This window comes from Halobacteriovorax sp. ZH5_bin.2 (assembly GCF_043196375.1).
Taxonomy (GTDB): Bacteria; Bdellovibrionota; Bacteriovoracia; order Bacteriovoracales; family Bacteriovoracaceae; genus Halobacteriovorax_A.
Genome location: NZ_JBEBMJ010000001.1, coordinates 1,035,825 through 1,062,783, shown reverse-complemented (window position 1 = coordinate 1,062,783; position 26,959 = coordinate 1,035,825). Strand labels below are relative to the sequence as shown.

The following is a 26,959-nucleotide window of genomic DNA, read 5'->3' as shown; positions in this document are numbered from 1 at the left end:
GTAACTTCAATGATTCAGTTACGTCAGATCTTTCAAAAACCGTTTAAAACTTATTTTGGATTTCTTCTCATCTTGTTCACTGCCTAAGCAGCAAATCTTTATTACTTTATTTGAATGTCTAAAGAGCTGTCCGAGACTATATGTTCATGTTCAACATGTAAAGTCTTTTTTTAACAATTAAGAAAAAAAATTCAATGTCGTTTTAGCAACGTTGTTTTTGTTTCGTTTGTTGTTTGGAACGAGGGGCATATTATGAAACCCCAACAACTTCGTCAATAGTTTTTTTACTTTTTTTTAACTTTTTTTTCATAAACTTTAATAACAATATTAAATACTTACAGATTATTAATGATACTTAATTTCAACAGTAGGTTGAACTTCTACCAATTCTATAAACTATTGAAATCTCGAAGCGTTATAAAAATAAAAAAGGCCACTCTCTGAGTGGCCTTCTATCATCGGTAACTATGTAAAAAATTTAACTACTTTTTCAGAGGAAATCCGTTTTTTTCTAACGTCTCTACAATCTTATTAGATGCTTCAGTAATAAACTCACCTGATAAAGTATTATTAGGATCTAAGAATTCACTTCTTACTGTTACAGACTTCTTATCTTCTTGAACAAAGATATCCGCAATAGAAGTAGAAACAAGTTCTTTAATCTTAAGTTTAGAAAGACTATTTAAGATAGATCCAACAGCAACACTATTGTCTACTTCAACAGTACAATCAAAAGTTGATCCAGGGAATTTTGCTAGTGGACTATACTTTGTTTTATCTTTTTGTTCACGTGATTCAAAAGCACTCATATTAACGAGAGCGATTGAAACATTTCCTTTAATCTTAAATTGCTTAAGAACAAGTGGGTGTACAGAGAAGATTACACCATCCATCTTTCCTTGAATTCTTAAGTTGTAGAATTCGAAAGGATGAATACCGGCCCACTCTTCGTTAATTGCGTTACTCTTAAACTTAGGATTACGTTCGTTTAGCTGATAATTAATATTAGCACTATCAAGTAAACGAGTTGTATCGTTAAGAAGATCCATGAATGGTGTTGCTTCTTTATCAAAGTACAGAGCACCAAATACACTTTCTTCTTTTACGAAGTCTTTATCATTTGCGTGGTATGTACGGCCGATTTCAAAGAACTTGAAAGAAGAAGAGTTCTTTGCGTTCTGAGCAGCAGCTTCTAGAAAAGAAGGTGCTAGTGATTCACGCATAAGAGATGCATCTTTTGATAAAGCATTAATAAGTTCAAGCCCACCCTTATGTTCGTACATTGCCTTCTTAAGAAGTGATGGCCCAATCATCGGGTAAGTCATAACTTCAAATGCACTTGCATGATTAACCATAAAGTTTTTCATACGACGGTGAAGCTTCTGTGCAGGGCTCAACTTAACAGGTGAAATATCAAGCTTAGGCGATACAGGATCAATATTATCGAAACCAATAATACGACCGATCTCTTCAACTAGACATGAACCTGTTTCAATATCTTTAGTCGCACGGTAACTTGGAATATGAGCGACAAAACTTTCTTGCGTTCCCTCAATGTTAAAATCAAGAGCATTAAAAATTCTTTTCATTTCATCAAAAGAAATTTCTTTACCAAGTGCCTTATTAATTTTAGCAGCACTTGATGGAATTGATACCGGCTTAATCTCTAAAAGATTAGGGCCATCGTATTGAATATCACCAATGACTTTAGCTTCTGGGTTTTCTTTTAATACATACTCAAGAGTTCTTAAAAGTGTTCTTTCGAGCATTAGCGAATCAAGAGTCTTTTCATATCTTGAAGAAGAGTCTGTACGTAGCCCTAAGCGAGTTGAAGTTTTTCTAACTTCAGCAGCTTTCCAGTTTGCAACTTCGATAAAAATTTTAGTTGTACTCTCATCAACACCACTATTAAGTCCCCCCATGATTCCGGCTAGAACCAATGGCTTTTCGGAGTCACCAATAACCGTGTCACCTATAACTAGTTTTCTCTTTTCCTCATCAAGAGTTGTAAATTCAGTTTCAGTTTTAAGTGAACTAATCACAACTGTATCACCACTAATCTTTTCACGATCAAAGATGTGAAGAGGAATTCCAAGCTCAAGCATCACGTAATTTGAAATATCAACGATATTATTAATAGGACGTAGCCCAACTGCTTGTAGGCGTCTTTTCATCCATGCAGGAGACTCACCTACTTTTACGTTATCTAAACTAAGACCAAAATAACCAAGACAGCTAGTGCCTTCTTCAACTTTAATTTTGATTGGAGCTGCATCACTTGAAAGCTTTGCTTTTAAATCAGCTGTCCACGAATCAGTGAATGGATTTTGCAATTCATTATCAAAAATTGTTGCAAACTCTCGAGCGATACCAAAGTGCCCCCATAAATCAGGCCTATGAGTTAGCGACTTATTATCAACGTCTAATAATACGTCCTTTGTTTGCCCAAATAGCGTAAGCATATTTGTCCCAAGCTCAGGGTTATCAAACATCTTATCAAGTTCGATAATACCTGGTGATTCTTCAGCAAAACCAAGCTCTTCCTCAGAACAAAGCATTCCTTCAGAAAGAACGCCACGGATCTTCTTAGGCTCAAGAGTCAGGCCATTAGGAAGAGTAATTCCAAGTGGAGCATAAGCAGTACGCATACCAATGCGAACATTAGCAGCACCACAAACAACTTGAAACTGATCCTTACCATTTGTGAAAGTCACAAGATTTAACTTATCTGCTTCAGGGTGCTTTTCTTTTTCTAGAACTTCAACAACAGTAATGGCCTCGAGATGATCCCCTACAGATAAAACATCTTCAACTTCAGCTGTTGCTAGTGTGAACTTTGAACCGATTTCATTTGCGTCTAAGTCTGGAACCTTAACGAAATCTTTAATCCAATCAATACTAATTAACATATAAATTCCTTAAAACTATTTTCTAATATTCTTTAAATTGTGAGTTAAATCTCAGATCACCAGATTGAAGGTGGCGGATATCATCAATTCCATACTTCATCATAACCAGACGATCTAGCCCTAGACCAAAAGCAAAGCCATTGTACTCTTCAGGATCAATTCCACCTGCTCTAAGAACATTTGGATGAACCATTCCACATGGAAGAAGCTCTACCCAACCAACTTGCTTACAAACAGAGCATCCCTTTGCATTACAAACCTGACATTTGATATCAAGCTCAAAACCTGGCTCAACAAATGGGAAGTAACCTGGACGGAGTCTAACTTCCACGTCCTTCTTAAAGATCTCAGTTAAGATTTCTTTCATGAAGTAAATCAAGTTAGATACAGAAATATCCTTACCAACCATCATTCCTTCTAATTGTTGAAATACCATCTCGTGAGAAGCGTCTGTTCTTTCACAACGGAAAACTGTCCCGGGAGCAATAAAGCGGAAAGGAGGCTTACGAGATTGCATCCCACGTACTTGAATCGTTGAAGTGTGCGTACGTAGTAAGTGCTTATTGCCTTCTGGCGACTTTTCATCTTTAAACCAAAAAGTATCTTGCATATCACGTGCCGGGTGATCTCCAGGAATATTAAGGGCCTCAAAGTTATAAAACTCAGTTTCAATATGTGGGCCATCTAATACTTCAAACCCCATAGATAAGAAAATATCTTCAACTTCTTGTTGCACAAGAGTTCTCGGGTGAAGCCCACCATGATTATTATTCTTAGATTTAACAGCATCAGTAAAAGTAATATCGATTTTATTCTTACTTAGCTTTTCATTAATCTGAGCTAGCTCAATTTCAGAAAGCTTCTTAGCAACAAGCTTTTCAATATTTTGCTTAATTTCATTAGCAACTGGCCCGATTTCTTTTCTTTGCTCAGGAGTAGCATCCTTAAGCGACTTTAAAATTTCAGATACAGCCCCCTTCTTTCCTAAGTAGCTAGACTTAAGTGAAAGCACTTCCGGTTGCGCATTTAATGTTTCAAGTTCTGTTTGAAACTTTCCATAAGCTTCATTTAGCTTATCAATCATAATCCCACCTATTCGACGATTTATAAACATTCAATAATAACCTTGGGAGTTTTTCATGCGGTGTGCGAAAAAGCAAGACTTGGAGGGTCAGTAATTAGTTAATTAGACCAATAAAAATGAGCGCATCCAATTGAACTTAGAAATGATCTCAGGGTGCTTATAGTCAGGGTATGTCCACGATAGAGTCTCATAAGACTTTCCTTGAAATTGATAAGTTAATTCAGCAAAAACTCCATCTCCTAAATAGATGCGGTGAGAGTATGGCTTTCCACTTGAGAGTAATACTTGATCCAAGCAAATTAGACCTGGATCAATATTGAAAGTCCTACCAAGCTCATTGAGATGTGCCTTCTCTAAAGCATCACACTCCTTCTTGATATCTACTAATTCAGTTCTTTCAAGAGAATCAGGATAGAAAAGAAAGCAGCGTTTGAGATGACTCCCCATTTCTTTGCTGTAATAATCCTTCATTGGAAAGAAGTCATGGGTGAAAATAATAGGATCAGAGTACCTTGGCCCAAGTAGATTAACGATTTCACCTGGGCCAATTTTGTCCTCTTGATAGAGAACGCTAAAGAAAACAAGTGCCTGAGTGGCAGTTCTTAAATCACTCACTCTACTTCATTTTCTCTTTTAAAACATTGTAGTAGTTACTTAGCTCTTCGATATTAACAGTTGCTGTTCCAACCTTACCAACAACAACACCTGCGCCACAGTTTGCAATCCAAGCGGCTTCTTCTAGACTCGCTCCCGCCTCTAAGCATGCAACGAGAAGCGAGATTGTTGTATCCCCCGCTCCTGAGACATCGTAGACTTCGTTGGCAACAGTAGGGATCATATGAAGCTTTCCATCACCTAAAGTATCAAGCATTGCCATTCCTCGCGCACCAAGCGTGATAATGATTTTTTCAAGCTCTAGCTTATCAACAAGAATCTCTGCGATCTCTTCAACCTGAAGTTCCTGAGCATAGCCTAAGAGATTTGCCATTAGTTTCGCCTCGAGGTGGTTGGGCTTAAGAAGTGAGACTCCTTTATAATATAGAGGAGGAGTTGTGCGACTTGGATCTACGGCCACAAGACTTTTAGTCTCTTTGAACTCACTAACAAGACGAGAGATTAGAGATTCTGTTAAAACACCTTTTGAGTAGTCTTCTAAAATAAGTGCACCGTGGTTTTCTTTAAGTTCATTGATACGAGCAATGAGTCTTTTTTCAACATCTGCATTAATTGGCTTCTTTGATTCATAATCGATACGACAAATTTGTTGATGATCTGTGACGATTCTTTCTTTAAAAACAGTAGGTCTTTCATCACAACGGACAACTCCCCAAGTTGAAAGCCCTGCTTCTTCTAAAAGGTCTTCTAAGACATTTGCGTTTGCATCATCACCCATGACACCACATAGAGTTGAGTTAACTCCAAGAGTTTTTAGGTTTTCAGATACGTTGGCCGAAAGTCCAAGTTTGTGCCATTCTTTTTGAACTTCAACAAGAGGTACTGGAGCCTCTGGAGAAATGCGGTTAACAACACCAGATGTATATTTATCAATCCCAACATCTCCAACAACAAGAATTGGCTTAATGCTGGCGAGGTTGGCAATGATTGTATTAAAACGTTCAGATGAAATTAATTTTGTCATAGTATTTCCATTATTTATTTAAAATTGATTTTGCTATTTCAATAACTCTGTCTTCTTCAATTTTGGCCATACAGTCATAATAAGGGCAATCCATTCCTGCACACTTATCAGACTCTCCACAAACAACATTCGGTGTAACTGTTTTAATTTCTGTCTCCCCTTTTGGCTTCCACCTTAAAGAAGAATGACTTTTAATCGGCGAGTAAATCCCAATTAAAGCAACTCCCAAGGCTGCGGCCATGTGTGTGGCACCAGAGTTTGGACCGATAAAAAGTGTAGCGTGTTTTAAAATATTTAGAAAGTTAACAATGCCTCGTTTTTTACCATTGAAGTAGTAGATATTCTGATCATTATAATCTCTAAGCTCATCTCTAACAGGATTAACGTAGCGTAAATCTGAAGGGATATGAGAAATGATGAAATTAAAACGATTAGGATAAATACCATTAATACGCTTAATAAACGTTGCAATATTCTTGGCCGGCCATGGCAGGTTATTATTTGATACACCAGGGTGAACAAAGACCATCTCTTTTTCAGGATCAAGGCCCTCTCCCTTTATTAGTTCTTTAAAAGAATTGAAATCATTCTCGTTTACATTGAAGTTAAACTCAGGAATATACTCTTTATCTTCAATTGTAATAAAATTATCGAGATCACGAAGTAGCTCAATATTATAGAAGGTTTCATGTCCTTCAACTTCTGAGCGTATTTGTCGAACTCCGCGATTTAGGGTGAAATTGGCCTGCCATTTCGCAAGATGTCCTCCACGAAAGGGAACTTTTTTAAGCCAAGCAACAAAATTTGGAGTTTGTGATCCACCTGCGTAGAGATAAACATCAGGTTTAAAGTCATTGAAGACCTGAAGCGCACGCTTTACCTTAAATGGATAAGACCGCTTCTTATCCAGAACATATACTTTATCGATATAGGGATGATCTTTATAGAGTATGACTGAAGTCGGCGATGTGATAATTGCTACAGTCGCATTTGGATCCATTTCTTTTATGGCCTGGGCCATTGGCATTGTAAGAATATTCTGGCCAATGGCGTCTGTGCGACTGATTAAGTATTTCACAACTCTATTCCAACCTCTTTTGCACGAATTTTCACATTTTCTTTTAGTGTCGAAATCACCTTGTCGATATCCATTTCACTAGTATCAACAAGAGTTGCATCATCGGCTTTTACAAGAGGGGCCACTTCACGGCCCATATCTTTATCATCACGCTTTTTTACATCACGCTTTAATTGATCAAGGTCGATATCATGTTGACCTTTTTCGATTAGCTGATCATGTCTTCTTTGTGCACGAATATCGATTGACGCAGTCACAAAGAACTTTGTAAAGGCATTAGGAAAAACAATCGTTCCAATATCACGACCTTCCATCACGCAAACTTTTTCATCTGCGATTGACCTTTGAAAATCTAAAAGCATTGTTCTCACAATAGGTATTTGCGAAATAATCGAAGCAAGCTTAGAAACGTGGTGTTCTCTAATCTTTTGAGATAGGTCCACACCATCTACTTTAACAAGGGCGTCAGCTAGTCCGTATTCGAGTTTAATCTCTTTTAAAAATGATTCTACTGCCGCGTGGTTTTGAAGGTCAATTCCCTTCTCATTTGCAGCAAAGGCTAAGGCGCGAAACATAGCGCCAGTGTCGATATAAAGGATACCTAGTTCCTTGGCCAACAACTTAGCGACAGTTGATTTTCCGCTCCCACTTGGGCCATCAATTGCAATAACTGATGAATATGTCATACAACTTCCTTATTCGTGTAATTTATAAGGAATGAATATAGCAATTTTTAAAAGCTATTTGAAGTTGAAAAGATGACTCGCTGAATTACGAGTTTTTTGCAAAGCGTGACTTAGAAGGCTCTTTCTTAGCAATTTTTTCGTCAAGGTTTGGAACGATATCCATTCCAAGGTAATAATTAAGATCAAATTCGTGATTATTCTTGTGAAGGATTGACTCGACGCCCAGAGAGCGTGATCGTTTATTCAATGTTTCAACTGCAGCCAGCAGCTTCTTATAGTTCTTCTTAACTTTGTCGTAGTAAACGTTTTTGATTCCAACAGGACGATTAAAACGTAGACTCTGCCTCACAAACCCCGGTCCCATATTATAAGCAACTGTTGCGTAGCGATAAAGACCAAACCTCTTATAGAGACGACTAAGATAATATACACCAAGTTCCATATTTACGTGGGGAACACGAAGAATCTCAATAATATCATCTTTATTAAGTGATCTTTTTAGAAGTTTATGAAGGAAGACACCTGTCTTTGGCATAATTTGCATTAGCCCCTGGGCCTTTACGTAACTCTGGGCAGTTGGATTAAAATGACTCTCTGTCCAAGCAATTGAAATAACCCATAGCGGATCAAGTTGCCTTTCTTCAGCAAAGTGTAGAAGTGATGAAATGTATTTCTTGGCCCTAACATTAATAGGATGCTCCATGTGAGCAATTAATGTGTCCTCAAGAGTCTTTTTATCAATCGACGAAAGGAATCCAAGGTGTAGGCTTTTGAAGAAGGGATTAGTCTCTTTGAAATTATAACTATTGTAAGGTGTATAAACGTGATTATTTGAATTTATTGATGAAAGGATACCTAGGTCACGGAAGTTTGTGCTTGTAGGAGTCCAAAAGAAATCAAAAGAAAGCACGGCCGCAAAGGCACAAAGTCCTAACGTGAGCAATGATTTTGCATTCGTACAAAAAGTACTGAAATGTTCAAGATGTGAGCTATATCGTTCACTCGGTGCTTTCATATGATGGTCTTTTACCGCTATTGAACCTGCTCGTCTAGTTAAAAGAAGATTATAATGCGAAGCGCCGGAAATAATTTCAAAAACATTCATTTAATTACAGGATTTTGGGAGGTTATCCTTTAATTTTTAAATATTTCACGCATAATAGATATATAAATTTGAGGAGTAAGAATGACAGATATTGGATTTAACCGATTAAAAGATGAATCATCAACATACCTAAAGCAACACAAAGACAATCCAGTTCACTGGTATCCTTGGGGACCAGAGGCCCTTTCTCGTGCAACAGAGGAAAATAAACCTATCTTCCTTTCAATTGGATACAGCTCTTGTCACTGGTGCCACGTAATGGCAGAAGAGTCTTTCTGTGATGAAGAAACTGCAAAATATCTAAATGAGAACTTTATCAATATTAAAGTTGATAGAGAAGAACACCCAGATATTGATAACTACTATCAGCAAGCGTGCCAATTATTTACAAATGGTGGCGGCTGGCCTCTAAGCGCCTTCCTACTTCCAAACCTTAGACCTTTCTTTGTTGGAACATATTTTCCAAAAGAGGCCAAGGGTAAAGCAACTCCATTTATGGAAGTTTTATCTGAGCTAATTAGAGCATATAAAGATGATAATGCTACAGTTACAGAGAATGCTAATAAAGCATTTGATGCAATTGAAAAAGGCTTCATCTCACCAGAGAATGTTGACTTTCAAGGTCACTTTCCACATCCAAACTCAGTACTCGATGTTCTTGAAAAATTTAAAGATGAGGAGAATGGTGGTTTTGGTGAAGCTCCAAAATTTCCTCAACTTGCTTTCTATGAGTGGGCCATAGAGCAAATGCTTGAAGGCGTTGTAAAGAAAGAGCATGGTGAGCACATTGTAAAATCATTAGAAAGAATGTTAATGGGTGGTGTTTACGATCAAGTACGTGGAGGTCTACATCGCTACAGTACTGACAATAAGTGGACTGTTCCACATTTTGAAAAAATGCTTTATGATCAAGCTGGTCTTCTAAAGCTTCTTGCAAAAGCAAGCATGCTCTACCCTTCACCACTTGTTTTTGATGGAATCTTTAACACACTTGAGTATCTAAAAACTGAAATGCTTAATGAAGAAGAAAACTTCTTCTTCTCTGCACAGGATGCTGACAGTGAAGGAGTTGAAGGACTTTACTTCACTTACACAGAGCAAGAGTTTGAAGATGCTTTAGGAAGATTTGATACAGAAGATGAGTCACTAACAAAGAATCTTGATAAACTTAAGGATTGGTTTGGAGTTACTCAAAAAGGTAATTTTGATTCAGGACTCAATGTATTAACAATTAATCATGAAAAAGAACAAGAGATCTTCACAAGTGAGTCATGGGATCTCATTAGAAATGCAAAGAAAGCACTTCTTAATGAAAGAAAGCTTCGAATTCCTCCAATGACTGATAACAAAGGAATTGCTAGTTGGAACTTCCATATGATCACAGCACTGTCAGATGTTATGCAATACACTCAAGTTCCGGCCATTAGAAATGCGGCAAGTATGTTATTTAACCGTGTTGTGGAAGGTACATATAAGAAATTCCTAGAGACAACGCCAAACGGAATGCGTCTACGTCACACGACAACTCGTCCAGTTGGTGCTTCTCTGTTAGAAGATTATGTTCTCTTTGCTGAGGCCCAACTTAGAATTTATGAGCTAAGTGGTAACCCAGTCTTTAAAGCAAATCTAAAAGACACACTAGGCTTTATCTTAAAAGAGTTCTTAGTAGATGGCCGTCTTAAAACTCGTGCCTTAAGAGACAATGATATGGAGCTATATCCAAACCAAAATTTTACAAGTTTTGATCAGTCATTTAAGTCTCCAGTCTCTACTCTTATAAAACTGATTAGACGAGCGAGTGTTCTATTTAGTGATATCGATATGCTTGAAGAGATTAAGCCACTAATGGAAAATACGACTCAAGATGTTCTGAAAAACCCAGCAGGTTCTGGTGAAGGCCTTAGAGCACTTAGCTATCCAGCAAATGCATACAAGGTAATTAAGTGTCCTAAAGAATGGCTTCAAAACCAAGAGTTCGCAGGATTTATTTGCTACTTCTTACCAAGATTTGTTTTTGACTTCCATGAAGATAAGGGACAGAGATGGGAAATTTGTGGAACAAATGAATGTGAGATGACCGGAGAAGGCTTAGACAGCTTTATTGAAACTCTAAAGCCAAATCAGGCACAGGGCCAAGCGAATGAGTAATACTCAGGGAAGTCCACTTACAGGCAAAACAATCATTGATTTTTCACATCGCCTACCAGGGCCTCTTGCAGGAAAACTTCTTGCAGGCCTTGGCGCAAATGTCATTAAGATCGAAGATGCAAAATTTAAAGATCCTTTTATCTATGGCCTCTTTGCTGAAATGGATAACTCATTTCCAAAATGGTACGAAGAGTTAAATGAATGTAAAACGGTAAAGCGCTTCGATTTTAAAAGTAAAGAAGATATTAAAGAGATTCAAAAACTTGTTTTTGAAGCAGATGGAATCATTATGGGAATTCCAGGAAAGATTCAAGACAAGCTTGGGATCTCTGTTAAAACAATTGAAGAAACAGTAAAGCACAGTTACGGAATCGTTATTCCGAAGGCATCAAAAGAGCATATGAGCCATATGCATGACTTAAATGCCCTAGCAATGACAGGTCTTCTAAGTCTTCATCTAAGAAATATCAACTCAATTGAAGATGTCGCTCCTCCGTTTTTGCCTCTTGCAGGTATTAACTTTGGACAAAAAATGGCCTTTGATCTCCTAGGTTCAATGTTTAAGGCACAAGAGACTAAGGATGTACAAATCATTGAGTCTTACTTATACGAGTCAACTCAAGAAGTTTTTGATGCTTTCTGGCCTAAATCTATTAGAGAGACAGATCACAAGTTTCTCCATAACGGACTATACCCTTGCTACAATATTTATCAGACTAAAGATCGTGAGTTTGTTGTTATGGCATGTGTTGAAGAGAAGTTTTGGCAATCGTTTAAAGAGGCCTTTAAGTTTGATTCAACTGATGATGAGAGATTTGAAACAAGTGGAGCTATCCATAAGAGACTAAAAGATCTTTTTTTCTCAATGACTGCCCAGGATGTAAGAAACAGCCTAGGCGATCTCGATATTTGTATTAACGTAATAAAGTAATACTGATTCCAATTAAAGATAAAAGAATAATGCTGGTACCGAAGAATCGATAGAATGAAGTACCAGCACTCTTTGTAAGTCCAATAAAGTGAGATACTCTCGATATAATTAATGCTGATAAAAGAATATGAATCCCTACTAGAGAGATCGCCTCTTTTTCAATTGCAAAATAAGTTAACAAAAGAATGAATGGAACATACTCAGAGAAATTCCCATGAATTCTTATGGCCTTATTCATATCGGCCACTTTCCCGTGTCCAAGGCCTACACGATGTTTCCAACGGTTGCGAATAACATTTAACGTAACAATTACATAAAGCAGTCCAAGTACACCACAATAGCGAAAAAAGATTTCCATTTCCATATCAACTCCTTACTTTTCTTAAGAATAAGAAATTATGACTCAGAAAGTAGTTGATCGGCAAGTTCCTCTTCTTTTAAAGCTTCATAGAATCTCTTCGTAATATCCGTCACAAAGGCCTTCTCGTAAATTGTTTCAAGAACATATGCTTTAACTGTCGCCTTTATACCTATACCATGTTCAAATTTTTCTGTTGAAACCACAACTTTCAAAGGTTTTTTCAAGTAAGCATAGCGAGAAGTTGAAGTAACTTCCTCTAGTAATGAAATCATGCGAGCAATATCGCAGTTATTCTTGAAGTAAAAATAGCTACAAACCATCATATCTCGTTGCCCGGAGTTTGCTGAAGCAACATTCTCACTCAGGAACAGATTATTCGGGATTGTTACAGTCGAATCATCTAGTGTTTGTATTCGGACAGAGCGAAGACCAATTTGGATAATGTCACCATAGTTATCTCTAAATAGAATTCGATCCCCAACTTGGAATGGCCTATCAAAAATTAAGATGATACCTGCAATGATTGATGAAATAAGATCTTTAAGAGAAAAGCCAATGGCCACTGCACCTGAACCAAGAAATGCATAGATCATCTCCTGACTAGGGTTTAGCGTCACATATAATAACCAAAAAGTACCAAAGATATAAATCATATGGGTTATGATTGTATTAACTTGAAGTATCGACAAGCGATAGAATGGGATTTTAATTGCAAGATACTGTAAAGACCAAGAGACAATTCTAACAATGATAAAGAGAGTTAAAAAGCCCACTAATAAGCTTAAAATCATTTCAGGTTTTAAAGAGTCAAAGATACTTGCCATCTTCTGCGTCTTTGCAATTGTATCAGTCACTGCATCATTCATAGATAAAATTCCTCTTTAATAATATCGTCTTAATATCCACTAGCCAATCTTTTCTAATATGATAAAACTCTCCATCACGACTAAGGATTCCTTTACCAAGACCGGTTTTAAGTGCGTAATTTACAATTTTTTCACTTAGGTCGGTAGTGGCCATAATTTCAGTAAAACTTAGATGCTCATGAGATAAGATACTTGAATAAACAAAGAGTGATTCGTCTGTTAAGGCTTCAATCTCGTGTATTGACCTACGTTGTGGAAGATGTAGCTCAATTGTTTTATCATTTACATGAGAAATTGACTTAAGCCATGTATTCACAGCGGCCTGAGGATTCCCACCTGTTTGCTTTGCTAAGATTCTAAAATAAATATCCTGAGCATTTTCAAGAGATCTTTCGGCACCAAAGTGGGACATAATTTCAAACAGCTCTTCGTTAAAGCAAATACCTAGACCAGTTGGCTCATGCCTCTTAAGAATAAGTTCTTTTAGTTCTTCTTTATTCCATGGCCTGATATAGATCGTATCCGAAGACAGCTCATACTTATTGTAAATATGCTTAATAAGATTTAAAGAATTACTATTCCAAACCGTAAACCAGAACACATTCTTTGATGAGCTATTGATAACTTTAAAAAAAGCGTCGAAGGCCTTAAAACCATGAAACTTTGATAAGAAGAGGTTGTGTGCATTTTTAACAATAACAAATTTTTTCTCTTCTTCACTGCCTTTGTCGACAAAATTTTCTAACCTTTTTAAAAGCACTGACTCTTCAACAATTTTTTCACTTATATCTAGTTTAAAAGATGTTACAGAAGAGTAGCGTTTTAAGATCTTATCAAGAACGTGATTCTTACCACTTCCCGACTCACCAGAAAACGCGAGATGATAGGAACTACTTGTACCATTAAGCCAACTATCGATACGCTCATAGGCCAAAACAGCAGGATCAGGCTTTCTTGTTATCTCCGTACCATTTTCTCTTTTAAATATATCAATATAGTCACTTGGGACATCATAATCAGTAAAAACTTCATCTCTAAGACTTTCCAGATGTTGCTCTAAAATTCCAGACAACAAATTCTTTGCCCATTCCTTGTCATTATTGGCAAGAAAGAACATTAGGTAGAATGAGTAGAGTAAAGTATAGAGATAGAGAAATACTGGAAGAAGGTAGCGAATAACATGTTTAGAAATATGCTTCTTTGTTAACAGCATTGATGGTGGAACAATCTTTGGGAGGATTAACTCTGCGTAGTTGTCATACCTAAGTAAGATGATTGTATAAATAACAAAGAAGATAATTGTTATAATATTGTGTCCAAGAAATCCTGAAAATAGATTATAGAGTAAGATATAGAAAAAAGTTGTAATCGTGATAATGTAGCGAAGCTTCTTGCTATCCTTAATGAAGTCCCTATTCACTTTTTTAAAGTAGACCTGAAAGTTATAACGAAGAAAGCTATGAAAGTAGCCAATATTTATATAGAGAACATAAAGGGCCAAGATATTTCTAAAAACATGCAAGAAGAGTTGAAAGTCTTCTCTTTCGAATTTTAGTAAGTAGAGATTAAAAATATCTAAAGCACTAAAAGCAAATAAGTAATACAAATTGAAGTCAAAAAATCTGAAAACATATTTTCGTGCATCAACTTTATTCTCTCCACCTCTTAACATAATAGTTCTTATCAGAAAGAAAATAATACGAACGACAATAATAACGGCAAGAAATAAAAAGAATGAGCGCATGGGCCAAGCAAGAATAAAGTTATCGATAGTTGCTATAACACCAGTGAGTTCTTGATTTAAAAAGTGAAAAGCTTCGGCCACGGCCTTTTGAATCTTTATAATACTAAATTTCATATTTCTATTATAGAGTTAGCTGATCATTTTCCCACAACTATTATTATTGAAAGAGTAAAAAAAACTAAAATCTGAACTTAGATGATCAGGTAATACGGGGTAAGCTTCTTTATTGTGACAAAAATTCATTTGTTTGGTATAAAGTCCCTCTATGATCGTAAAAAGAATCCATTTGAAAGATACATTTAAAATTCGTCGCGTAGTGTTAGGCATTGAAGGCAACGAGTCCAGCTATAATTTCACTGGAGATAATGAATCTGATACATTTCACTTAGGTGCATTTGTCGACAATAACCTTGTATCAGTTGCTTCTTTTTTCTTTAACCCAAACCCAAACTTTAATATTGATAATCAGTATCAACTACAAGGTATGGCAACTCTTGAGAATCACCGTAAACAAGGTTTTTCAAGGGAGCTACTAAATGTTGCCTTCCCTATCATTAAGCAAAACTTTTGTAATTTAGTATGGTGTAATGCCCGCATTGAGGCTAGGCCATTTTATGAAAAGCTTGGTTTTGAGGTATTTGGAGATGAGTTTGATGTTGAAGGAATTGGACGTCATATCTTAATGTCTCGTGAAATCAATTAATCCTTACAATACGAATCAATCCTCGACTTATGCATTAACTTAGTCTGGCCTTTAAAGCATTCTTTTTGACCACTATACTTTTGAATCACCATACAATTCATATCTTCTCGAATATCGCAATTTCTCAACGAAAGATCATTAACACAGGCAAAGTGCTTTCGTCTTTTACCACATAAGTAGATAAGGTTTGGGCCCTTAAAAAGGCCATTACCAATACTTGATTCAGTATTGTACTTTCGATATTCCTCCGCTTCTTTTTGCTCTCTTAGCTGCTTTTTTTGAAACTCTTCAATCGGTGTCATAGCATCATCCGCCAACACAGGCAGACCTGTGCCTATAGCCAAATATATTGAGCTAAATATAATCATTAGAAGTCTAGTAGAAATGAACATATGAAATTACTTTTCCTAAACAATTAGTAAATTATTTATTATAATATGATGATAACATACATATACTAGACTGCAGCGCAGCAAAATACGGTGATTATTTAATGGAAACGAATACGATTTTAGCAAGACTTACAGATATCCTAGAAAATGCATTCTCATCTGCTTATCCAGATGAAGAGTTTAAGAGAGAAGAGATTTACTCATCAATTGGACAGGCCCCAAATATTGAAATGGCCCACTATGCTTTTCCTGTATTTCGTTTTGCCAAGGCCCTTAGACAAGGCCCACCTCAGATAGCAGCTGCAATTCTAGAAAAAGTAGACCTAGAAACAAACTCTTCAATTATAAAAGATCTTAAAGCACAAGGCCCATATCTTAACTTTACCCTTACAGCAGATGCGTACTTTGAAAGTCTAATCGGAGAAATTCGCACAGGTGAATTCTTTAAGAAAGAACTAACAAAGGGTGAAGGGAAAACAATGATTGAGTACTCGCAACCGAATACTCATAAGGAACTTCACGTGGGGCATATGAGAAATCTATGTCTTGGTAATGCTCTTGTTCGAATTAAACAATACTGTAGCGTTGATGTTCACCCAGTGACGTATCCAGGAGACTCTGGAACTCACGTAGCAAAATGCCTTTGGTATTTAAAATATCATAATCAAGACACAATCCCTGAAACGAATAAGGGTGAATGGCTTGGACGAATTTACACTCTAGCTAATACCAAACTTGAAAATGAGCTTGGAAGCGATAAAGAAGATGATAACCGCACTAAGCTTACAGAGATCCTAAAGCAACTTCACGCAGAAGAGGGAGAATTCTTTGATCTATGGCAAGAGACTCGTCAGTGGTCAATTGATCTCATGAAGAAAACATATGCTTGGGCAGATGTTGAATTTGATCGTTGGTTCTTTGAATCAGAAATGGATGCTCCATCACTAAAAATCTGTAATGAATACTATGAGAAAGGTATATTTATCAAAGATGATGGTGCTATTGGAATGGACCTTAGTGACGACAAGCTTGGCTTCTGTATTCTGATAAAATCAGATGGAACGGGCCTCTATTCAACGAAGGACGTTGCTTTAGCAATTAAGAAATTTGAAGAATATGGTGTTAAGAATAATATCTACATCGTTGACTCACGTCAGGCCTTCCACTTTAAACAAGTCTTTAAAGTTCTTGAGCATATTGGTTTTGAACAGGCCAAAGACTGCTATCACCTACCATATGAAATGGTTGAGCTGACAGATGGTGCCATGAGTTCACGTAAAGGAAATATTGTTGCCCTTACTGATCTTATCAATAATATGGAAAATAAAATTAAGGAAGATTACCTTAATAAGTATGCTGGTGAATGGGATCAGTCAGAGATCGATGAAACAGCAACAAAGATTGCCAATGGTGCAATTAAATATGGAATGATCAAAATTGATAATAATCGTAAGATCGTTTTTGATATGAACGAATGGTTAAAGCTTGATGGAGACACTGGGCCATACCTTCAATATGTCTATGCACGTATTAATTCACTACTTAAGAAACAAGGCTTTGATAAATCCGAAACTCTTGAGCTTTCAAATGCAAGTTCACTTGTTGAAACAAAAGAATTTGAACTAATGCAAAAGCTATCACTATTTAATGATGTTGCAATTAAGTCTCATGAGCAAAATAAAACAAGTCTACTGACAACTTACCTATTTGAGCTTGGTAAATTATTTAATAGTTTCTATGCAGCTTGCCCGATTGCTTCAAGTGAAGATTCACTTAAGAAAGCTCGCCTTGAGCTTGCTTATGCAACAAGTGAAATCATTAAAACAGGTCTTGGTATTCTAGGAATCCAAGTACCGGAAAGAATGTAATCCATCACTTAGTAAATATTAAAAGCTGATTATTAGCTGGCATTGCAATATCTTCTTTCAGAAAGACACCTTTCTTTAAGAAGTTATTGCAAATATCTTCAAAATTACGAATTCCACTTTGAGCATCTCGCTCTTTTAAAAAAGCATCAAATTGTTCATTAGACGGACTTGTAAAACTTCCGTGATACTTGAATGGCCCGTAAACAAACAAAGTGCTATTCTCATCCATTGCTGTGGCCAAATCCTTAATAAAGGTCTTTGCGGCCTTCCAAGGCATGATATGGAGTGTATTAGCTGTGTAATAGAATTTCTTTCCCGTCTCAAGCTTATTAAAACCAGCTTCATAAACAAGAGGGCCTTTAAGGTTTGGTAAACTCTTTTGGTAATGAGATAAACATGTCTTTAAAACATTTTGATTGTCTCTAATTTCAGATGTAACAAAATCAATTTGTGGGAATGCCTTAGCAAAGTGTACACTATGCTGACAAGTCAGAGATCCAATCTCAAGAAACTCTCCTTTATCGCTACTGCTTAAATAAGGTGTAATAACCTCAAGAATAGGGCCTTTATTTCTTTCACATGCTTCAGAATTTGGTAAATCGTTCATAGTAAACATGATACAATACTTTCAGTGAAAAAAAGAATAAAAATCCGTCTATCTGCCAATGATATCGTCTTTGAAGATGATAACTATATTGCCCTAAACAAAAAGGCGGGCTGGCCTGTGCATAAAACTCTCGATCGTTTTCGAGACAATTGCACAGATGCTCTTTCCAGTTTTCTTAAAAATCGAAGTGATGGAAAGGATCAGTACCTTACTCTAGCACATAGACTTGATGTCGAAACATCTGGAATTCTTTTATTTGCCAAAAACAAAGAGGCCAATAAATATCTTCAAGAACTCTTTAGCTCTCATGATCCGCAAAGGATAAGAAAGAGTTACTTAGCTGTCTGTAGCGGAGTCTTTAAAAGGCCAGAAGGAAGAATTGAAAATTTCCTAAAAGCAAACCGAGTAGGTCGAATTGAGAAGATGGTTGTCGTTAACTCTGGTGGAAAAAAGGCCATTACAGACTATAAAGTTATCGAAACTGATAAGCAGTACTCATTAGTCGAGTTTACGATTCTAACTGGTCGAAAACATCAAATTAGGGCCCATGCAAAAGAAATTGGACATCCAATTTACGGCGACCCAATATATTCAAACTCGAAAGACCAAAGTGGACAAAGACTCTGTGCTTATAAACTCAGCTTCTATGATAAGTTTACTCAAAAAGATGTTTGCTTAGAAATTACTCCTCCATTTACGCTTGAAGGCTTTAAGGAAGCAGCAACTAATGGAGAACACCAATATATTATCTTCAACAAACCATACGATGTTCTCTGTCAATTTGGAAAAGACCACAGAGACCAACTTAGTCTTATTGATTATAAGCTCCCAAAAGAAGTTTACCCTGTTGGCCGCTTAGACAAAGACAGTGAAGGCTTACTAATTCTCACTAATGATGGGAAGTATAAGAACCAAATGGCCAATGCTGACAGTAAGGTTGAAAAGACCTACCTAGTTCAGGTTGACGGCGACATTACCCAAGAGGCAATCGAACAGCTTAAATGTGGTGTTGTCATCAAAGGCAATTACAAGACAAAGCCAGCAAAAGTTAAAAAGTTAATAGACTTTCAAATTGAAGAACGTGTCCCACCAGTGCGTGTACGCAAGACGATTCCAACATCTTGGATTGAAGTACGTATTTCAGAAGGACGAAATCGTCAGATTCGTAGAATGTGTGCGGCGGTTAACTTCCCTACCCTTAGGTTAATTCGAATCGCTATAGGTGACGTGAAATTAGGTGATCTTAAGGTTGGTGAGTATTCTGATTTCGATCCATCAAAGCAAAAATAACACCTAAAATAGCACCACTCACAAGTCCACCACCGTGGGCCCAATTGGCCATCTTAAAGTTAAAAACATCAAAAAAACCTAAGAAGAGCCATCCCACCATGAGAACAATATCAGATGTTGGAAGCTTAAACTTAAAACCTGGATTCAATCTTGAGTATGGCCATAGGAAACCTAGTAGGCCGTAAACCACACCAGATAACCCTCCAAACATTCCAGGCGACATTACGGCCTGTAGGATATTTGAAGAAATTGCAGTAAACAGTAAAAGTATAAATAAAAATACACTCCCCTTTGTTACTTCAATGAGCTTACCTAATTCTTTCCACCACAACATATTGAAGAAGATATGGATGTAGCCAAAGTGGATAAAGGCAGGAGAAAGAAGTCTCCAGTACTCACCTTTATTAATATCCGCAAAGGCATCAACTTTAGAAGTCGAAAAGAGAAAGAGATAATAGAGGTTTTCATTTTTTAGAATCCAACCAAAGATGAAGACGATTACACAAAAGGCCAAGATTATAATTGTCGTAGGTCCCATACTTAATGATTGAACATATTGCCAATTTTTATCTACCTTTGTTGGTTTGACCCCTCCAATGTAGACGCGGTAAACATCACGGGCCTCTTGCAATTGATTTAGGTCCACTACAAATAAATGATAGAAGTCGTTCTCATATTCTTTTGTAATATGGATACCTTGACGAATTAGTTGTGCTTCAATTTGGGCAACGATCGACTCATCACGTAAAGAACCAATATACTTGAGGCGTTTTAAGTTAATTTCCGAATCATGTTCACTCATAAGACCATTTTCCTACAAAGCTTGATAAAAGTCGATCTTACATAAATATTATGGAATTGTGGTGTGATTCGACCTATATATTTGCTAAGATGGAGTTAAATAAGTTGTTTTTTGACTTATTTTACGTTATTTAAAAGTCATAACGTAAATTATTAATAAAAGGTGATACCTAAGGTATTTAACTCGTCACAATATAGGTGTGTTAAGCATGTTTAAAGTTAGTAAAAAAACAGAATATGCCCTGACAGCTCTAAAGCATATGCAAGAGCATGGACACACATGCGCCGCAAATCTCACTTCGGCCAGAGAAATCTGTGACATACACAAGATGCCTTTTGACCCAGTATCTAAAGTTATGCAAAAGCTAAATGGATACGGAGTACTCTCATCAATCAAAGGTATAAAAGGAGGCTACTATCTTAGCCGTCCCCTATCTGAAATCAATCTCTTTGAAGTAAGTAATTCAATTGAAGGAAAGATTACAGAATCTGATTGTGATGCTCTTAAGGGCAAATGTACGAAATATTTAAATTGCGAATTAATTACACCAATAGAAAAGCTTAACTCTCACGTTAATCACCAGCTGATTAACTTGTCGCTTGAAGAGTTATTAATAAATAAGGCAGGATTCACACATGAGTGATACACAATTAACAAAGTCAGAATATAAGTATGGCTTCTTTACAGACATTGAAACTCAAGAGTTCCCAAAGGGTTTAAATGAAGACATCGTAAGGATGATTTCAGCAAAGAAGAATGAGCCTGAGTGGTTACTTGAATATCGTCTAAAGGCATTTCGTCTTTGGAAACAAATGCCAATGCCAAATTGGGCAAAACTAGAAATTCCAGAGATTGATTTTGAGGATCTGTACTATTATGCGGCCCCAAAGTCGACAGAGAGTGCACCAAAGAGCCTTGATGATCTTGATCCAGAGCTTTTAGCGACTTTTGAAAAACTAGGAATTCCTCTATCAGAGCAAAAAAGAATTTCAGGTGTTGCTGTCGATGCAGTATTTGATTCAGTTTCTGTTGGGACAACATATAAAGAAGAACTAGAAAAAGTTGGAGTTATTTTCTGCTCAATTTCAGAAGCAGTACAAGAGCATCCAGAACTAGTGAAGAAGTACCTAGGAACGGTTGTTCCTCCTGCAGATAATTTCTATGCAGCACTAAATGCGGCAGTATTCTCTGATGGATCATTCGTTTACATCCCTGAAGGTGTAACTTGTCCAATGGATCTTTCAACATACTTTAGAATCAATGCAAAAGAGACAGGTCAGTTTGAAAGAACACTTGTTGTTGCCGATAAAGGAAGTTACGTAAACTACCTTGAGGGTTGTACAGCTCCTCAACGAGATGAAAATCAACTTCACGCTGCTATCGTTGAGCTTATTGCTCTTGATGATGCAGAAATTAAGTATTCAACTGTTCAAAACTGGTACGCCGGAGATGAGCAAGGAAAGGGTGGTATTTACAACTTCGTAACAAAGCGTGGTAACTGCCTTGGAAAGAATTCTAAGATTTCATGGACACAAGTTGAGGCAGGATCAGCGATCACTTGGAAGTATCCTTCTTGTAACTTAATTGGTGATAACTCACAGGGTGCTTTCTACTCAGTTGCACTAACTAATAACAAAATGCAGGCCGATACTGGAACAAAGATGATTCACATCGGTAAGAACACAAAATCGACAATTATTTCAAAAGGTATCTCAGCAGAAGCTTCTGAGAATAATTACCGTGGACTCGTTAAGGTTATGCCTTCAGCAATTGGTGCAAAGAACTACTCTCAATGTGACTCAATGCTTGTTGGTTCTAAGTGTTCTGCAAATACATTCCCATATATTGACGTAAAGAATAATACGGCAACTGTGGAGCACGAGGCTTCGACTTCAAAGATTTCTGAAGATCAGCTTTTCTACTTACAGCAACGTGGAATGGATATGGAAAAATGTATCTCAATGATCGTAAATGGATTCTGTAGTGAAGTTTTTAAAGAGCTTCCACTAGAGTTCTCTGTTGAAGCAGTAAAGTTAATTGAGATGAAATTAGAAAATTCAATCGGATAAAATTTAGATTTATATATAAAGGGAAAAATATGAGCTTACTTACAGTTAAAGATGTTCACGCAAGAGTTGAAGAAAAAGAAATTCTAAAGGGAATTTCTATTGAAGTTAAACCAGGTGAAGTTCACGCAATCATGGGACCTAATGGTTCAGGAAAGAGTACTCTATCAAAAGTAATCGCTGGTCACCCATCATTTGAAGTAACAAGCGGATCAATTGATTACAATATCAATGGGAAGCAAACAAACCTACTAGAACTTGAACCAGATGAAAGAGCAAAGAATGGTATCTTTCTAGGTTTTCAATACCCTATTGAAGTTCCAGGTGTATCAAACATTGATTTTCTTCTTGAGTCATTTAACGAAGTATCAAAATCTCAAGGTGCTGCCGAAATGAAAAAAGAAGAATTCAGAGAATTTCTAAAACCAAAGCTAGAGCTTCTTGAAATGAGAGAAGAATTCCTAGACCGTCCTGTTAACACTGGTTTTTCTGGTGGTGAAAAAAAGAAAAATGAAATTCTTCAAATGGCCGTTCTAAATCCAAAGATTGCTCTTCTTGATGAGACAGACTCTGGTCTAGATATCGACGCTCTTAAAATTGTTGCAAAAGGTGTTAATGCTATCAAGTCAAAGTACAATGGTATCGTTCTTGTAACTCACTACCAAAGACTACTAGACTATATCGTTCCTGATTATGTTCACGTACTAAGTGGCGGGAAAATTATCAAGTCAGGTGGAAAAGAGTTAGCTCTTGAACTTGAAGAAAAAGGTTACGACTGGTTAACAAAATAAGGACTAGGATTAATAATGAATATCCAAGAATTAACAGACCAATATTTAAATGACCTAGCGAGATACGCAAAGTCAGATTCAAATAAAGAAGCCTTAGGAAATTTTAAGGCCCGCGGACTTCCACATACAAAAATGGAAGACTGGATCTATACTAAGCTTACAGATGTATTACCTGAAAAGTTTGCTGTAACCACAGAAAAAGCAATGCTTAAGAATGTTAAGGTAGCTGGTAAGTACCAGATTGTTCTGCTTAATGGGCAATACTCGAAGGCTGATTCATTCTTTCCAGAAGAAGTAACAGTAGACCAAAAGGCACTTGTCGCAAATGAAGCAAATTGTGATCAAACAGATATTTTTGCCATGCTTAATGCTTCAGCAGTTGAAAACATTATTGAAATCAATGTACCTAAAAATCTAAGTGTTGATGATGTGATTTCAATTGTTCACATCTCGGACTTTGACGGTGAATTTGCTCTACCACGTATTCACGTAAACGTTGATCAATTCTCCAAAGTGAGTTTTGTTGAAATCTTTACAGGAAGTGATAAGGCCTACAATATTAATGCTGTTTCAAATTTTAAAGTTTCAGATGGTGCAAATGTAAGTCACGTTAAAGTTCAAACTGATGGCGCTAATGCATTCCATGTAAGTAGTGTTAATGCAGACCTTGCAAAAGACGCTCACTTTAAGTCATTTACTTTCACGACAGGTGCAAAGAAATCACGTAACGAGATGAGAGTTCGACTAAATGGAATCGGAGCGACAGCAAGTGTTGATGGCCTATACGCTCTTAGAGGTGACCAGCACACTGACAACTTCTCTCTAATTTCACATATTAAAGAAAGAACTGATAGCTCTCAGCTTTTCAAGGGAGTTCTAGACAATAAGGCCCGTGGTGTTTTCACAGGAAAGGTACTTGTTTGTCGTGACGCTCAACTTGTAAACTCGGAGCAGTTAAATAAGAACCTCCTTCTATCTAAAGGTGCACACGTTGACACTCGTCCACAGCTTGAAGTTTATGCTGATGATGTTAAATGTGCCCACGGTGCAACCGTAGGACAAATGAGTGACGAAGAAGCTTTCTACCTTCAATCACGTGGCCTATCAAAAGAGCGCGTGCAAAAGCTACTAATTCACGCATTCTGTTCAGATGCGATTACAAAGATTGAAGATGAGAAAATTGAAAAATTCTTAAGTGATATTCTATTTGAATCATTTGAAAAAAATGCTTTTGATGAAATGGAAAAGGAATCTTAATGGCCTTTGAAATTAACGCTATTAGAGCGCAATTTCCACAATTAGAAAGAAGAGTACATGATAAGCCGCTTATCTACTTAGATAATGCTGCATCAACTCTTAAGCATATCAATGTGATCAATGCTATAAATGAGCACTACACACATGATGTTGCCAATATTCACAGAGGTGTTCACTACCTAAGCGAATTTGGAACAATTAAGTATGAAGAAACTCGCGATGCAATACAGTCTCTGATTAACGCAAACTCGAGATGTGAGATCATCTTCACAAAAGGAACAACAGACAGCTTAAACTTAGTTGCAAGCTCTTTCGTTCCTTACTACTTGAAAAAGGATGATGTCATCCTAATCTCGACAATGGAGCACCACTCAAATATTGTTCCTTGGCAAATTCAGGCCGAAAAGATTGGTGCAAAAGTAAGAGAGATCCCTATTACGGATGAAGGTGACATCAATGAAGAAGCCTATATTAAGCTTCTCGAAGAAGGTAATGTAAAACTTGTTTCCATGGCCCATATTTCAAACAGCCTTGGAACAGTTAACAATATCAAAAAGTATATTAAGTTAGCACACGACAATGGAGCTTACTTCTGCGTTGATGCTGCCCAATCAATTGCTCATGAGAAAATTGATGTTCAAGACCTAAACTGCGACTTCCTTGCCTTCTCTTCTCACAAGATGTTTGGGCCAACAGGAATCGGAGCTCTTTATGGTAAAGAGAAGCTTCTTGAATCAATGCCTCCTTATCAAGGTGGTGGAGATATGATCGATATTGTAACAATTGAAAAGACAACATATAACGATCTTCCACATAAGTTTGAAGCAGGTACTCCTCATATAGCAGGTGGTATTGGCCTTAAGCCAGCAATTGACTTCATTGTAAATTGTGATCTTGATGTTATTAAAAACTATGAAAAAGAACTTCTCGACTATGCAACACAACAAATTCTTGAGGTTGAAAAGGTTCGCCTAATAGGTACGGCAAAAGAGAAGGCTTCGGTATTATCATTTGTTGTTGAAGGCGCTCACCCTCATGACCTTGGAACACTTTTAGATCGCCAAGGTGTTGCAATTAGAACGGGTCACCACTGTACTCAACCTTTAATGAAAAGGTTCGAAATCACAGCTACTGCAAGGGCCTCATTCTCGTTGTATAATACAAAAGAAGAAATTGATAATTTTATAAAAGCACTACATAAGGCCATCAACTTCCTATAGGAAGCTAGGGCAACAAAGGTAAAGTATATGAGTGAAGTAACAATCGACATTCAACCAACACCAAATCCAAATGCTTTAAAATTCATTTTAAATCAAAATGTAAAAGCATCTGGTTCTTCAACTTTTAGAACACCAATGGAATGTGGAGAGGTAAACCTAGGCGTAAACCTTTTTACTATTCGTGGAATTGACCAACTGCACTTTTTTGAAAATGTTATTACGGTAACAAAATTCAACTATGAAGACTGGGATGATATTGAGCCAAAAATCCTTGAAACAATCAAGCATGATCTGCCAAATCATAATCCAGAATACGAAGAATTCGATCCAGAAAAAGAGCGTCGTGAAAACCTTCCTCAAGAGCTAAAAGATATTGAGGCCGTACTTGATCGCACGGTTAGACAATACCTTCAGGCAGATGGTGGAGATATCCAAACTGTTTCTTACGAGGACAATATCCTACTTGTTCGCTATCAAGGAGCATGTGGAACTTGCCCATCATCAACGACAGGAACACTTGAGGCCATCAAGTCAACTCTAAGAGCAGAGTACAATCCAGCGATAGATGTTTATATTGCCCCTGATTGGTAGCGCATGCGACATTGGCCGCCCTAAGGCGGGCCATTGGTCGCTTCGCGCAAACCGTCTTTTGAAATGACATAGAAGTCGAGAGCGAGGGTTCAAGCCCTCGCGGTTCGATAAAATACCACCCTATCAGCAATAATAAATAACCTACCCAACAATCGAATAAATAATCATAAAGTGCAACGTCGCGGCCACGCAAACAAGTAAGTGAAATAACTCGTGATAACCAAACCACTTAGCATATCGTCCAGGCTTCTTTAGGCCATAAAAGGCGGCCCCAATAGTGTATAGAACACCTCCAGCAATTAAGAGCGTTATATTTGTCATCCCAAGCTTTGGAATAAGTTCTGAAACATAAGGAAGTACCATATAACCAGGAATGAGATAAATAACAGCACTTAGCTTTTCCGGGAGATTTGGAAAGAAAATTGATTTTAAGATACCAATTGCGGCAACTGTCCAAATGCTAATTAGTAAGGTTGAACCAGACTCTCCATTTAAAACAAGTAGAGTTATCGGCGTACAAGTTCCTGCAATCATCACATAAATTGCACTATGATCAAGTCTCCCCAAGAGGTCACGGGCCCGAGGCTGCCAGTGTACACAATGATAAAAAGCACTCACCCCAAGCATCATTAAAAGGCCAAGAGAATAGACTATGGTCGAGATATACTGAGTGGTATTAACACTTTTGGCAATCAGAAGTGAACAGGCCCCTAGAGAAATGAAAAACATGGCCTGATGAGACCAACCCCTAAGAATAGGCTTTTGCTTGGCTTTTTGCATATAGGAAGCATACCTCCCATAAGCGTTCAATTAAAGCCAAG

The 26,959-nt window shown here is 37.1% G+C and carries 25 protein-coding genes; 11 read left to right on the top strand and 14 right to left on the bottom strand.

The features are described 5' to 3' along the window. Positions 1–482 precede the first annotated feature (482 nt). From pheT to ABMA76_RS05200, 7 genes are all read right to left on the bottom strand, one after another. Positions 483–2,909, bottom strand: coding sequence for a phenylalanine--tRNA ligase subunit beta (pheT, locus tag ABMA76_RS05230; protein WP_393061043.1), 2,427 nt, complete (start codon positions 2,907–2,909; stop codon positions 483–485). A gap of 22 nt (positions 2,910–2,931) precedes the next feature. Further along, positions 2,932–3,993: a phenylalanine--tRNA ligase subunit alpha gene (gene pheS, locus ABMA76_RS05225; protein WP_392912617.1), complete on the bottom strand. Its 1,062-nt coding sequence runs from the start codon at positions 3,991–3,993 to the stop codon at positions 2,932–2,934. 102 nt (positions 3,994–4,095) lie between these two features. Further along, positions 4,096–4,608 carry a DUF4416 family protein gene (locus ABMA76_RS05220; RefSeq protein ID WP_392912615.1) on the bottom strand — a complete coding sequence of 171 codons (513 nt, stop codon included), beginning with the start codon at positions 4,606–4,608 and terminating at the stop codon, positions 4,096–4,098. Position 4,609: 1 nt separating this feature from the next. Next, positions 4,610–5,632: a bifunctional heptose 7-phosphate kinase/heptose 1-phosphate adenyltransferase gene (locus tag ABMA76_RS05215; RefSeq protein WP_392912613.1), complete on the bottom strand. Its 1,023-nt coding sequence runs from the start codon at positions 5,630–5,632 to the stop codon at positions 4,610–4,612. Positions 5,633–5,642: 10 nt separating this feature from the next. Next, on the bottom strand, positions 5,643–6,710 hold the full coding sequence (locus ABMA76_RS05210; protein WP_392912611.1) for a glycosyltransferase family 9 protein: 1,068 nt from the start codon (positions 6,708–6,710) through the stop codon (positions 5,643–5,645). Continuing rightward, positions 6,707–7,396: a (d)CMP kinase gene (gene cmk, locus ABMA76_RS05205; protein ID WP_392912609.1), complete on the bottom strand. Its 690-nt coding sequence runs from the start codon at positions 7,394–7,396 to the stop codon at positions 6,707–6,709. Before cmk ends, ABMA76_RS05210 begins: the two co-directional genes overlap by 4 nt. 85 nt (positions 7,397–7,481) lie before the next feature. Further along, positions 7,482–8,411 carry a lytic transglycosylase domain-containing protein gene (locus ABMA76_RS05200; protein WP_393061041.1) on the bottom strand — a complete coding sequence of 310 codons (930 nt, stop codon included), beginning with the start codon at positions 8,409–8,411 and terminating at the stop codon, positions 7,482–7,484. Between the two features lie 171 nt (positions 8,412–8,582). On the opposite strand from ABMA76_RS05200, the gene ABMA76_RS05195 reads away from it, so the two are divergent. Both ABMA76_RS05195 and ABMA76_RS05190 read left to right on the top strand, forming a co-directional pair. Then, positions 8,583–10,649: a thioredoxin domain-containing protein gene (locus ABMA76_RS05195; protein WP_393061039.1), complete on the top strand. Its 2,067-nt coding sequence runs from the start codon at positions 8,583–8,585 to the stop codon at positions 10,647–10,649. Beyond that, positions 10,642–11,580, top strand: coding sequence for a CoA transferase (locus ABMA76_RS05190; RefSeq protein WP_392912604.1), 939 nt, complete (start codon positions 10,642–10,644; stop codon positions 11,578–11,580). Before ABMA76_RS05195 ends, ABMA76_RS05190 begins: the two co-directional genes overlap by 8 nt. Here the strand turns inward: ABMA76_RS05190 and ABMA76_RS05185 are convergent. The 3 genes from ABMA76_RS05185 to ABMA76_RS05175 are packed head-to-tail and all read right to left on the bottom strand — an operon-like array spanning position 11,564 to position 14,665. Continuing rightward, the gene (locus ABMA76_RS05185) at positions 11,564–11,944 is read right to left on the bottom strand and encodes an MAPEG family protein (RefSeq protein ID WP_392912602.1); all 381 of its coding nucleotides are present in this window, start codon (positions 11,942–11,944) and stop codon (positions 11,564–11,566) included. The genes ABMA76_RS05190 and ABMA76_RS05185 overlap by 17 nt on opposite strands. Positions 11,945–11,976: 32 nt before the next feature. Continuing rightward, positions 11,977–12,807, bottom strand: a complete 831-nt coding sequence (locus tag ABMA76_RS05180; protein WP_392912600.1) for a mechanosensitive ion channel family protein — start codon at positions 12,805–12,807, stop codon at positions 11,977–11,979. After that, on the bottom strand, positions 12,800–14,665 hold the full coding sequence (locus ABMA76_RS05175) for a hypothetical protein (RefSeq protein ID WP_392912598.1): 1,866 nt from the start codon (positions 14,663–14,665) through the stop codon (positions 12,800–12,802). Before ABMA76_RS05175 ends, ABMA76_RS05180 begins: the two co-directional genes overlap by 8 nt. Before the next feature lie 151 nt (positions 14,666–14,816). Here ABMA76_RS05175 and ABMA76_RS05170 point away from each other — a divergent pair, with 151 nt between their 5' ends. Then, positions 14,817–15,254 carry a GNAT family N-acetyltransferase gene (locus tag ABMA76_RS05170; RefSeq protein ID WP_392912596.1) on the top strand — a complete coding sequence of 146 codons (438 nt, stop codon included), beginning with the start codon at positions 14,817–14,819 and terminating at the stop codon, positions 15,252–15,254. Here the strand turns inward: ABMA76_RS05170 and ABMA76_RS05165 are convergent. Further along, on the bottom strand, positions 15,251–15,556 hold the full coding sequence (locus ABMA76_RS05165) for a hypothetical protein (RefSeq protein WP_392912594.1): 306 nt from the start codon (positions 15,554–15,556) through the stop codon (positions 15,251–15,253). The two genes, ABMA76_RS05170 and ABMA76_RS05165, sit on opposite strands and share 4 nt — an antisense overlap. A gap of 191 nt (positions 15,557–15,747) precedes the next feature. Between ABMA76_RS05165 and argS the strand changes: the two genes are divergently transcribed. Next, complete coding sequence (argS, locus tag ABMA76_RS05160; protein ID WP_392912592.1) at positions 15,748–17,514, top strand: arginine--tRNA ligase; 1,767 nt, start codon at positions 15,748–15,750, stop codon at positions 17,512–17,514. A 4-nt stretch (positions 17,515–17,518) separates the two neighbouring features. Here the strand turns inward: argS and ABMA76_RS05155 are convergent, their stop codons facing one another. Next, the gene (locus ABMA76_RS05155; protein ID WP_392912590.1) at positions 17,519–18,121 is read right to left on the bottom strand and encodes a DUF938 domain-containing protein; all 603 of its coding nucleotides are present in this window, start codon (positions 18,119–18,121) and stop codon (positions 17,519–17,521) included. A 24-nt stretch (positions 18,122–18,145) separates the two neighbouring features. Here ABMA76_RS05155 and ABMA76_RS05150 point away from each other — a divergent pair, with 24 nt between their 5' ends. Further along, on the top strand, positions 18,146–19,411 hold the full coding sequence (locus ABMA76_RS05150; protein WP_392912588.1) for a pseudouridine synthase: 1,266 nt from the start codon (positions 18,146–18,148) through the stop codon (positions 19,409–19,411). Here ABMA76_RS05150 and ABMA76_RS05145 read toward each other — a convergent pair. Next, positions 19,365–20,213 carry a rhomboid family intramembrane serine protease gene (locus ABMA76_RS05145; RefSeq protein ID WP_392912586.1) on the bottom strand — a complete coding sequence of 283 codons (849 nt, stop codon included), beginning with the start codon at positions 20,211–20,213 and terminating at the stop codon, positions 19,365–19,367. The genes ABMA76_RS05150 and ABMA76_RS05145 overlap by 47 nt on opposite strands. Positions 20,214–20,421: 208 nt before the next feature. Here ABMA76_RS05145 and ABMA76_RS05140 point away from each other — a divergent pair, with 208 nt between their 5' ends. From ABMA76_RS05140 to ABMA76_RS05115, 6 genes are read left to right on the top strand one after another with little or no spacing between them, the layout of a single operon-like run. Continuing rightward, positions 20,422–20,856: an RrF2 family transcriptional regulator gene (locus ABMA76_RS05140; RefSeq protein ID WP_393061037.1), complete on the top strand. Its 435-nt coding sequence runs from the start codon at positions 20,422–20,424 to the stop codon at positions 20,854–20,856. Then, positions 20,849–22,282, top strand: a complete 1,434-nt coding sequence (gene sufB / locus ABMA76_RS05135) for a Fe-S cluster assembly protein SufB (RefSeq protein ID WP_392912581.1) — start codon at positions 20,849–20,851, stop codon at positions 22,280–22,282. Before ABMA76_RS05140 ends, sufB begins: the two co-directional genes overlap by 8 nt. Positions 22,283–22,311: 29 nt before the next feature. Continuing rightward, complete coding sequence (gene sufC / locus ABMA76_RS05130) at positions 22,312–23,070, top strand: Fe-S cluster assembly ATPase SufC (RefSeq protein WP_392912579.1); 759 nt, start codon at positions 22,312–22,314, stop codon at positions 23,068–23,070. A gap of 15 nt (positions 23,071–23,085) precedes the next feature. Continuing rightward, complete coding sequence (gene sufD / locus ABMA76_RS05125) at positions 23,086–24,327, top strand: Fe-S cluster assembly protein SufD (RefSeq protein WP_392912577.1); 1,242 nt, start codon at positions 23,086–23,088, stop codon at positions 24,325–24,327. Beyond that, a complete protein-coding gene (locus ABMA76_RS05120) occupies positions 24,327–25,547 on the top strand; it encodes an aminotransferase class V-fold PLP-dependent enzyme (RefSeq protein ID WP_392912575.1) in 1,221 nt (406 codons plus the stop codon). The genes sufD and ABMA76_RS05120 overlap by 1 nt, the downstream gene beginning before the upstream one ends. A 27-nt stretch (positions 25,548–25,574) precedes the next feature. After that, positions 25,575–26,138, top strand: a complete 564-nt coding sequence (locus tag ABMA76_RS05115) for a NifU family protein (RefSeq protein ID WP_103219034.1) — start codon at positions 25,575–25,577, stop codon at positions 26,136–26,138. A 141-nt stretch (positions 26,139–26,279) separates the two neighbouring features. On the opposite strand, the gene ABMA76_RS05110 is transcribed toward ABMA76_RS05115, so the two are convergent. Then, positions 26,280–26,918, bottom strand: a complete 639-nt coding sequence (locus tag ABMA76_RS05110; RefSeq protein WP_393061035.1) for a hemolysin III family protein — start codon at positions 26,916–26,918, stop codon at positions 26,280–26,282. Positions 26,919–26,959 lie beyond the last annotated feature (41 nt).

What these genes read in the sequence shown, in the direction of transcription:
- pheT (WP_393061043.1), bottom strand. Translation starts at nt 2,909, where the DNA reads ATGTTAATTAGTATTGATTGGATTAAAGATTTCGTTAAGGTTCCAGAC.
- pheS (WP_392912617.1), bottom strand. Translation starts at nt 3,993, where the DNA reads ATGATTGATAAGCTAAATGAAGCTTATGGAAAGTTTCAAACAGAACTT.
- ABMA76_RS05215 (WP_392912613.1), bottom strand. Translation starts at nt 5,632, where the DNA reads ATGACAAAATTAATTTCATCTGAACGTTTTAATACAATCATTGCCAAC.
- cmk (WP_392912609.1), bottom strand. Translation starts at nt 7,396, where the DNA reads ATGACATATTCATCAGTTATTGCAATTGATGGCCCAAGTGGGAGCGGA.
- ABMA76_RS05200 (WP_393061041.1), bottom strand. Translation starts at nt 8,411, where the DNA reads ATGAAAGCACCGAGTGAACGATATAGCTCACATCTTGAACATTTCAGT.
- ABMA76_RS05195 (WP_393061039.1), top strand. Translation starts at nt 8,583, where the DNA reads ATGACAGATATTGGATTTAACCGATTAAAAGATGAATCATCAACATAC.
- ABMA76_RS05190 (WP_392912604.1), top strand. Translation starts at nt 10,642, where the DNA reads ATGAGTAATACTCAGGGAAGTCCACTTACAGGCAAAACAATCATTGAT.
- ABMA76_RS05185 (WP_392912602.1), bottom strand. Translation starts at nt 11,944, where the DNA reads ATGGAAATGGAAATCTTTTTTCGCTATTGTGGTGTACTTGGACTGCTT.
- ABMA76_RS05180 (WP_392912600.1), bottom strand. Translation starts at nt 12,807, where the DNA reads ATGAATGATGCAGTGACTGATACAATTGCAAAGACGCAGAAGATGGCA.
- ABMA76_RS05175 (WP_392912598.1), bottom strand. Translation starts at nt 14,665, where the DNA reads ATGAAATTTAGTATTATAAAGATTCAAAAGGCCGTGGCCGAAGCTTTT.
- ABMA76_RS05170 (WP_392912596.1), top strand. Translation starts at nt 14,817, where the DNA reads ATGATCGTAAAAAGAATCCATTTGAAAGATACATTTAAAATTCGTCGC.
- ABMA76_RS05165 (WP_392912594.1), bottom strand. Translation starts at nt 15,556, where the DNA reads ATGACACCGATTGAAGAGTTTCAAAAAAAGCAGCTAAGAGAGCAAAAA.
- argS (WP_392912592.1), top strand. Translation starts at nt 15,748, where the DNA reads ATGGAAACGAATACGATTTTAGCAAGACTTACAGATATCCTAGAAAAT.
- ABMA76_RS05155 (WP_392912590.1), bottom strand. Translation starts at nt 18,121, where the DNA reads ATGAACGATTTACCAAATTCTGAAGCATGTGAAAGAAATAAAGGCCCT.
- ABMA76_RS05145 (WP_392912586.1), bottom strand. Translation starts at nt 20,213, where the DNA reads ATGAGTGAACATGATTCGGAAATTAACTTAAAACGCCTCAAGTATATT.
- ABMA76_RS05140 (WP_393061037.1), top strand. Translation starts at nt 20,422, where the DNA reads ATGTTTAAAGTTAGTAAAAAAACAGAATATGCCCTGACAGCTCTAAAG.
- sufB (WP_392912581.1), top strand. Translation starts at nt 20,849, where the DNA reads ATGAGTGATACACAATTAACAAAGTCAGAATATAAGTATGGCTTCTTT.
- sufC (WP_392912579.1), top strand. Translation starts at nt 22,312, where the DNA reads ATGAGCTTACTTACAGTTAAAGATGTTCACGCAAGAGTTGAAGAAAAA.
- sufD (WP_392912577.1), top strand. Translation starts at nt 23,086, where the DNA reads ATGAATATCCAAGAATTAACAGACCAATATTTAAATGACCTAGCGAGA.
- ABMA76_RS05120 (WP_392912575.1), top strand. Translation starts at nt 24,327, where the DNA reads ATGGCCTTTGAAATTAACGCTATTAGAGCGCAATTTCCACAATTAGAA.
- ABMA76_RS05115 (WP_103219034.1), top strand. Translation starts at nt 25,575, where the DNA reads ATGAGTGAAGTAACAATCGACATTCAACCAACACCAAATCCAAATGCT.
- ABMA76_RS05110 (WP_393061035.1), bottom strand. Translation starts at nt 26,918, where the DNA reads ATGCAAAAAGCCAAGCAAAAGCCTATTCTTAGGGGTTGGTCTCATCAG.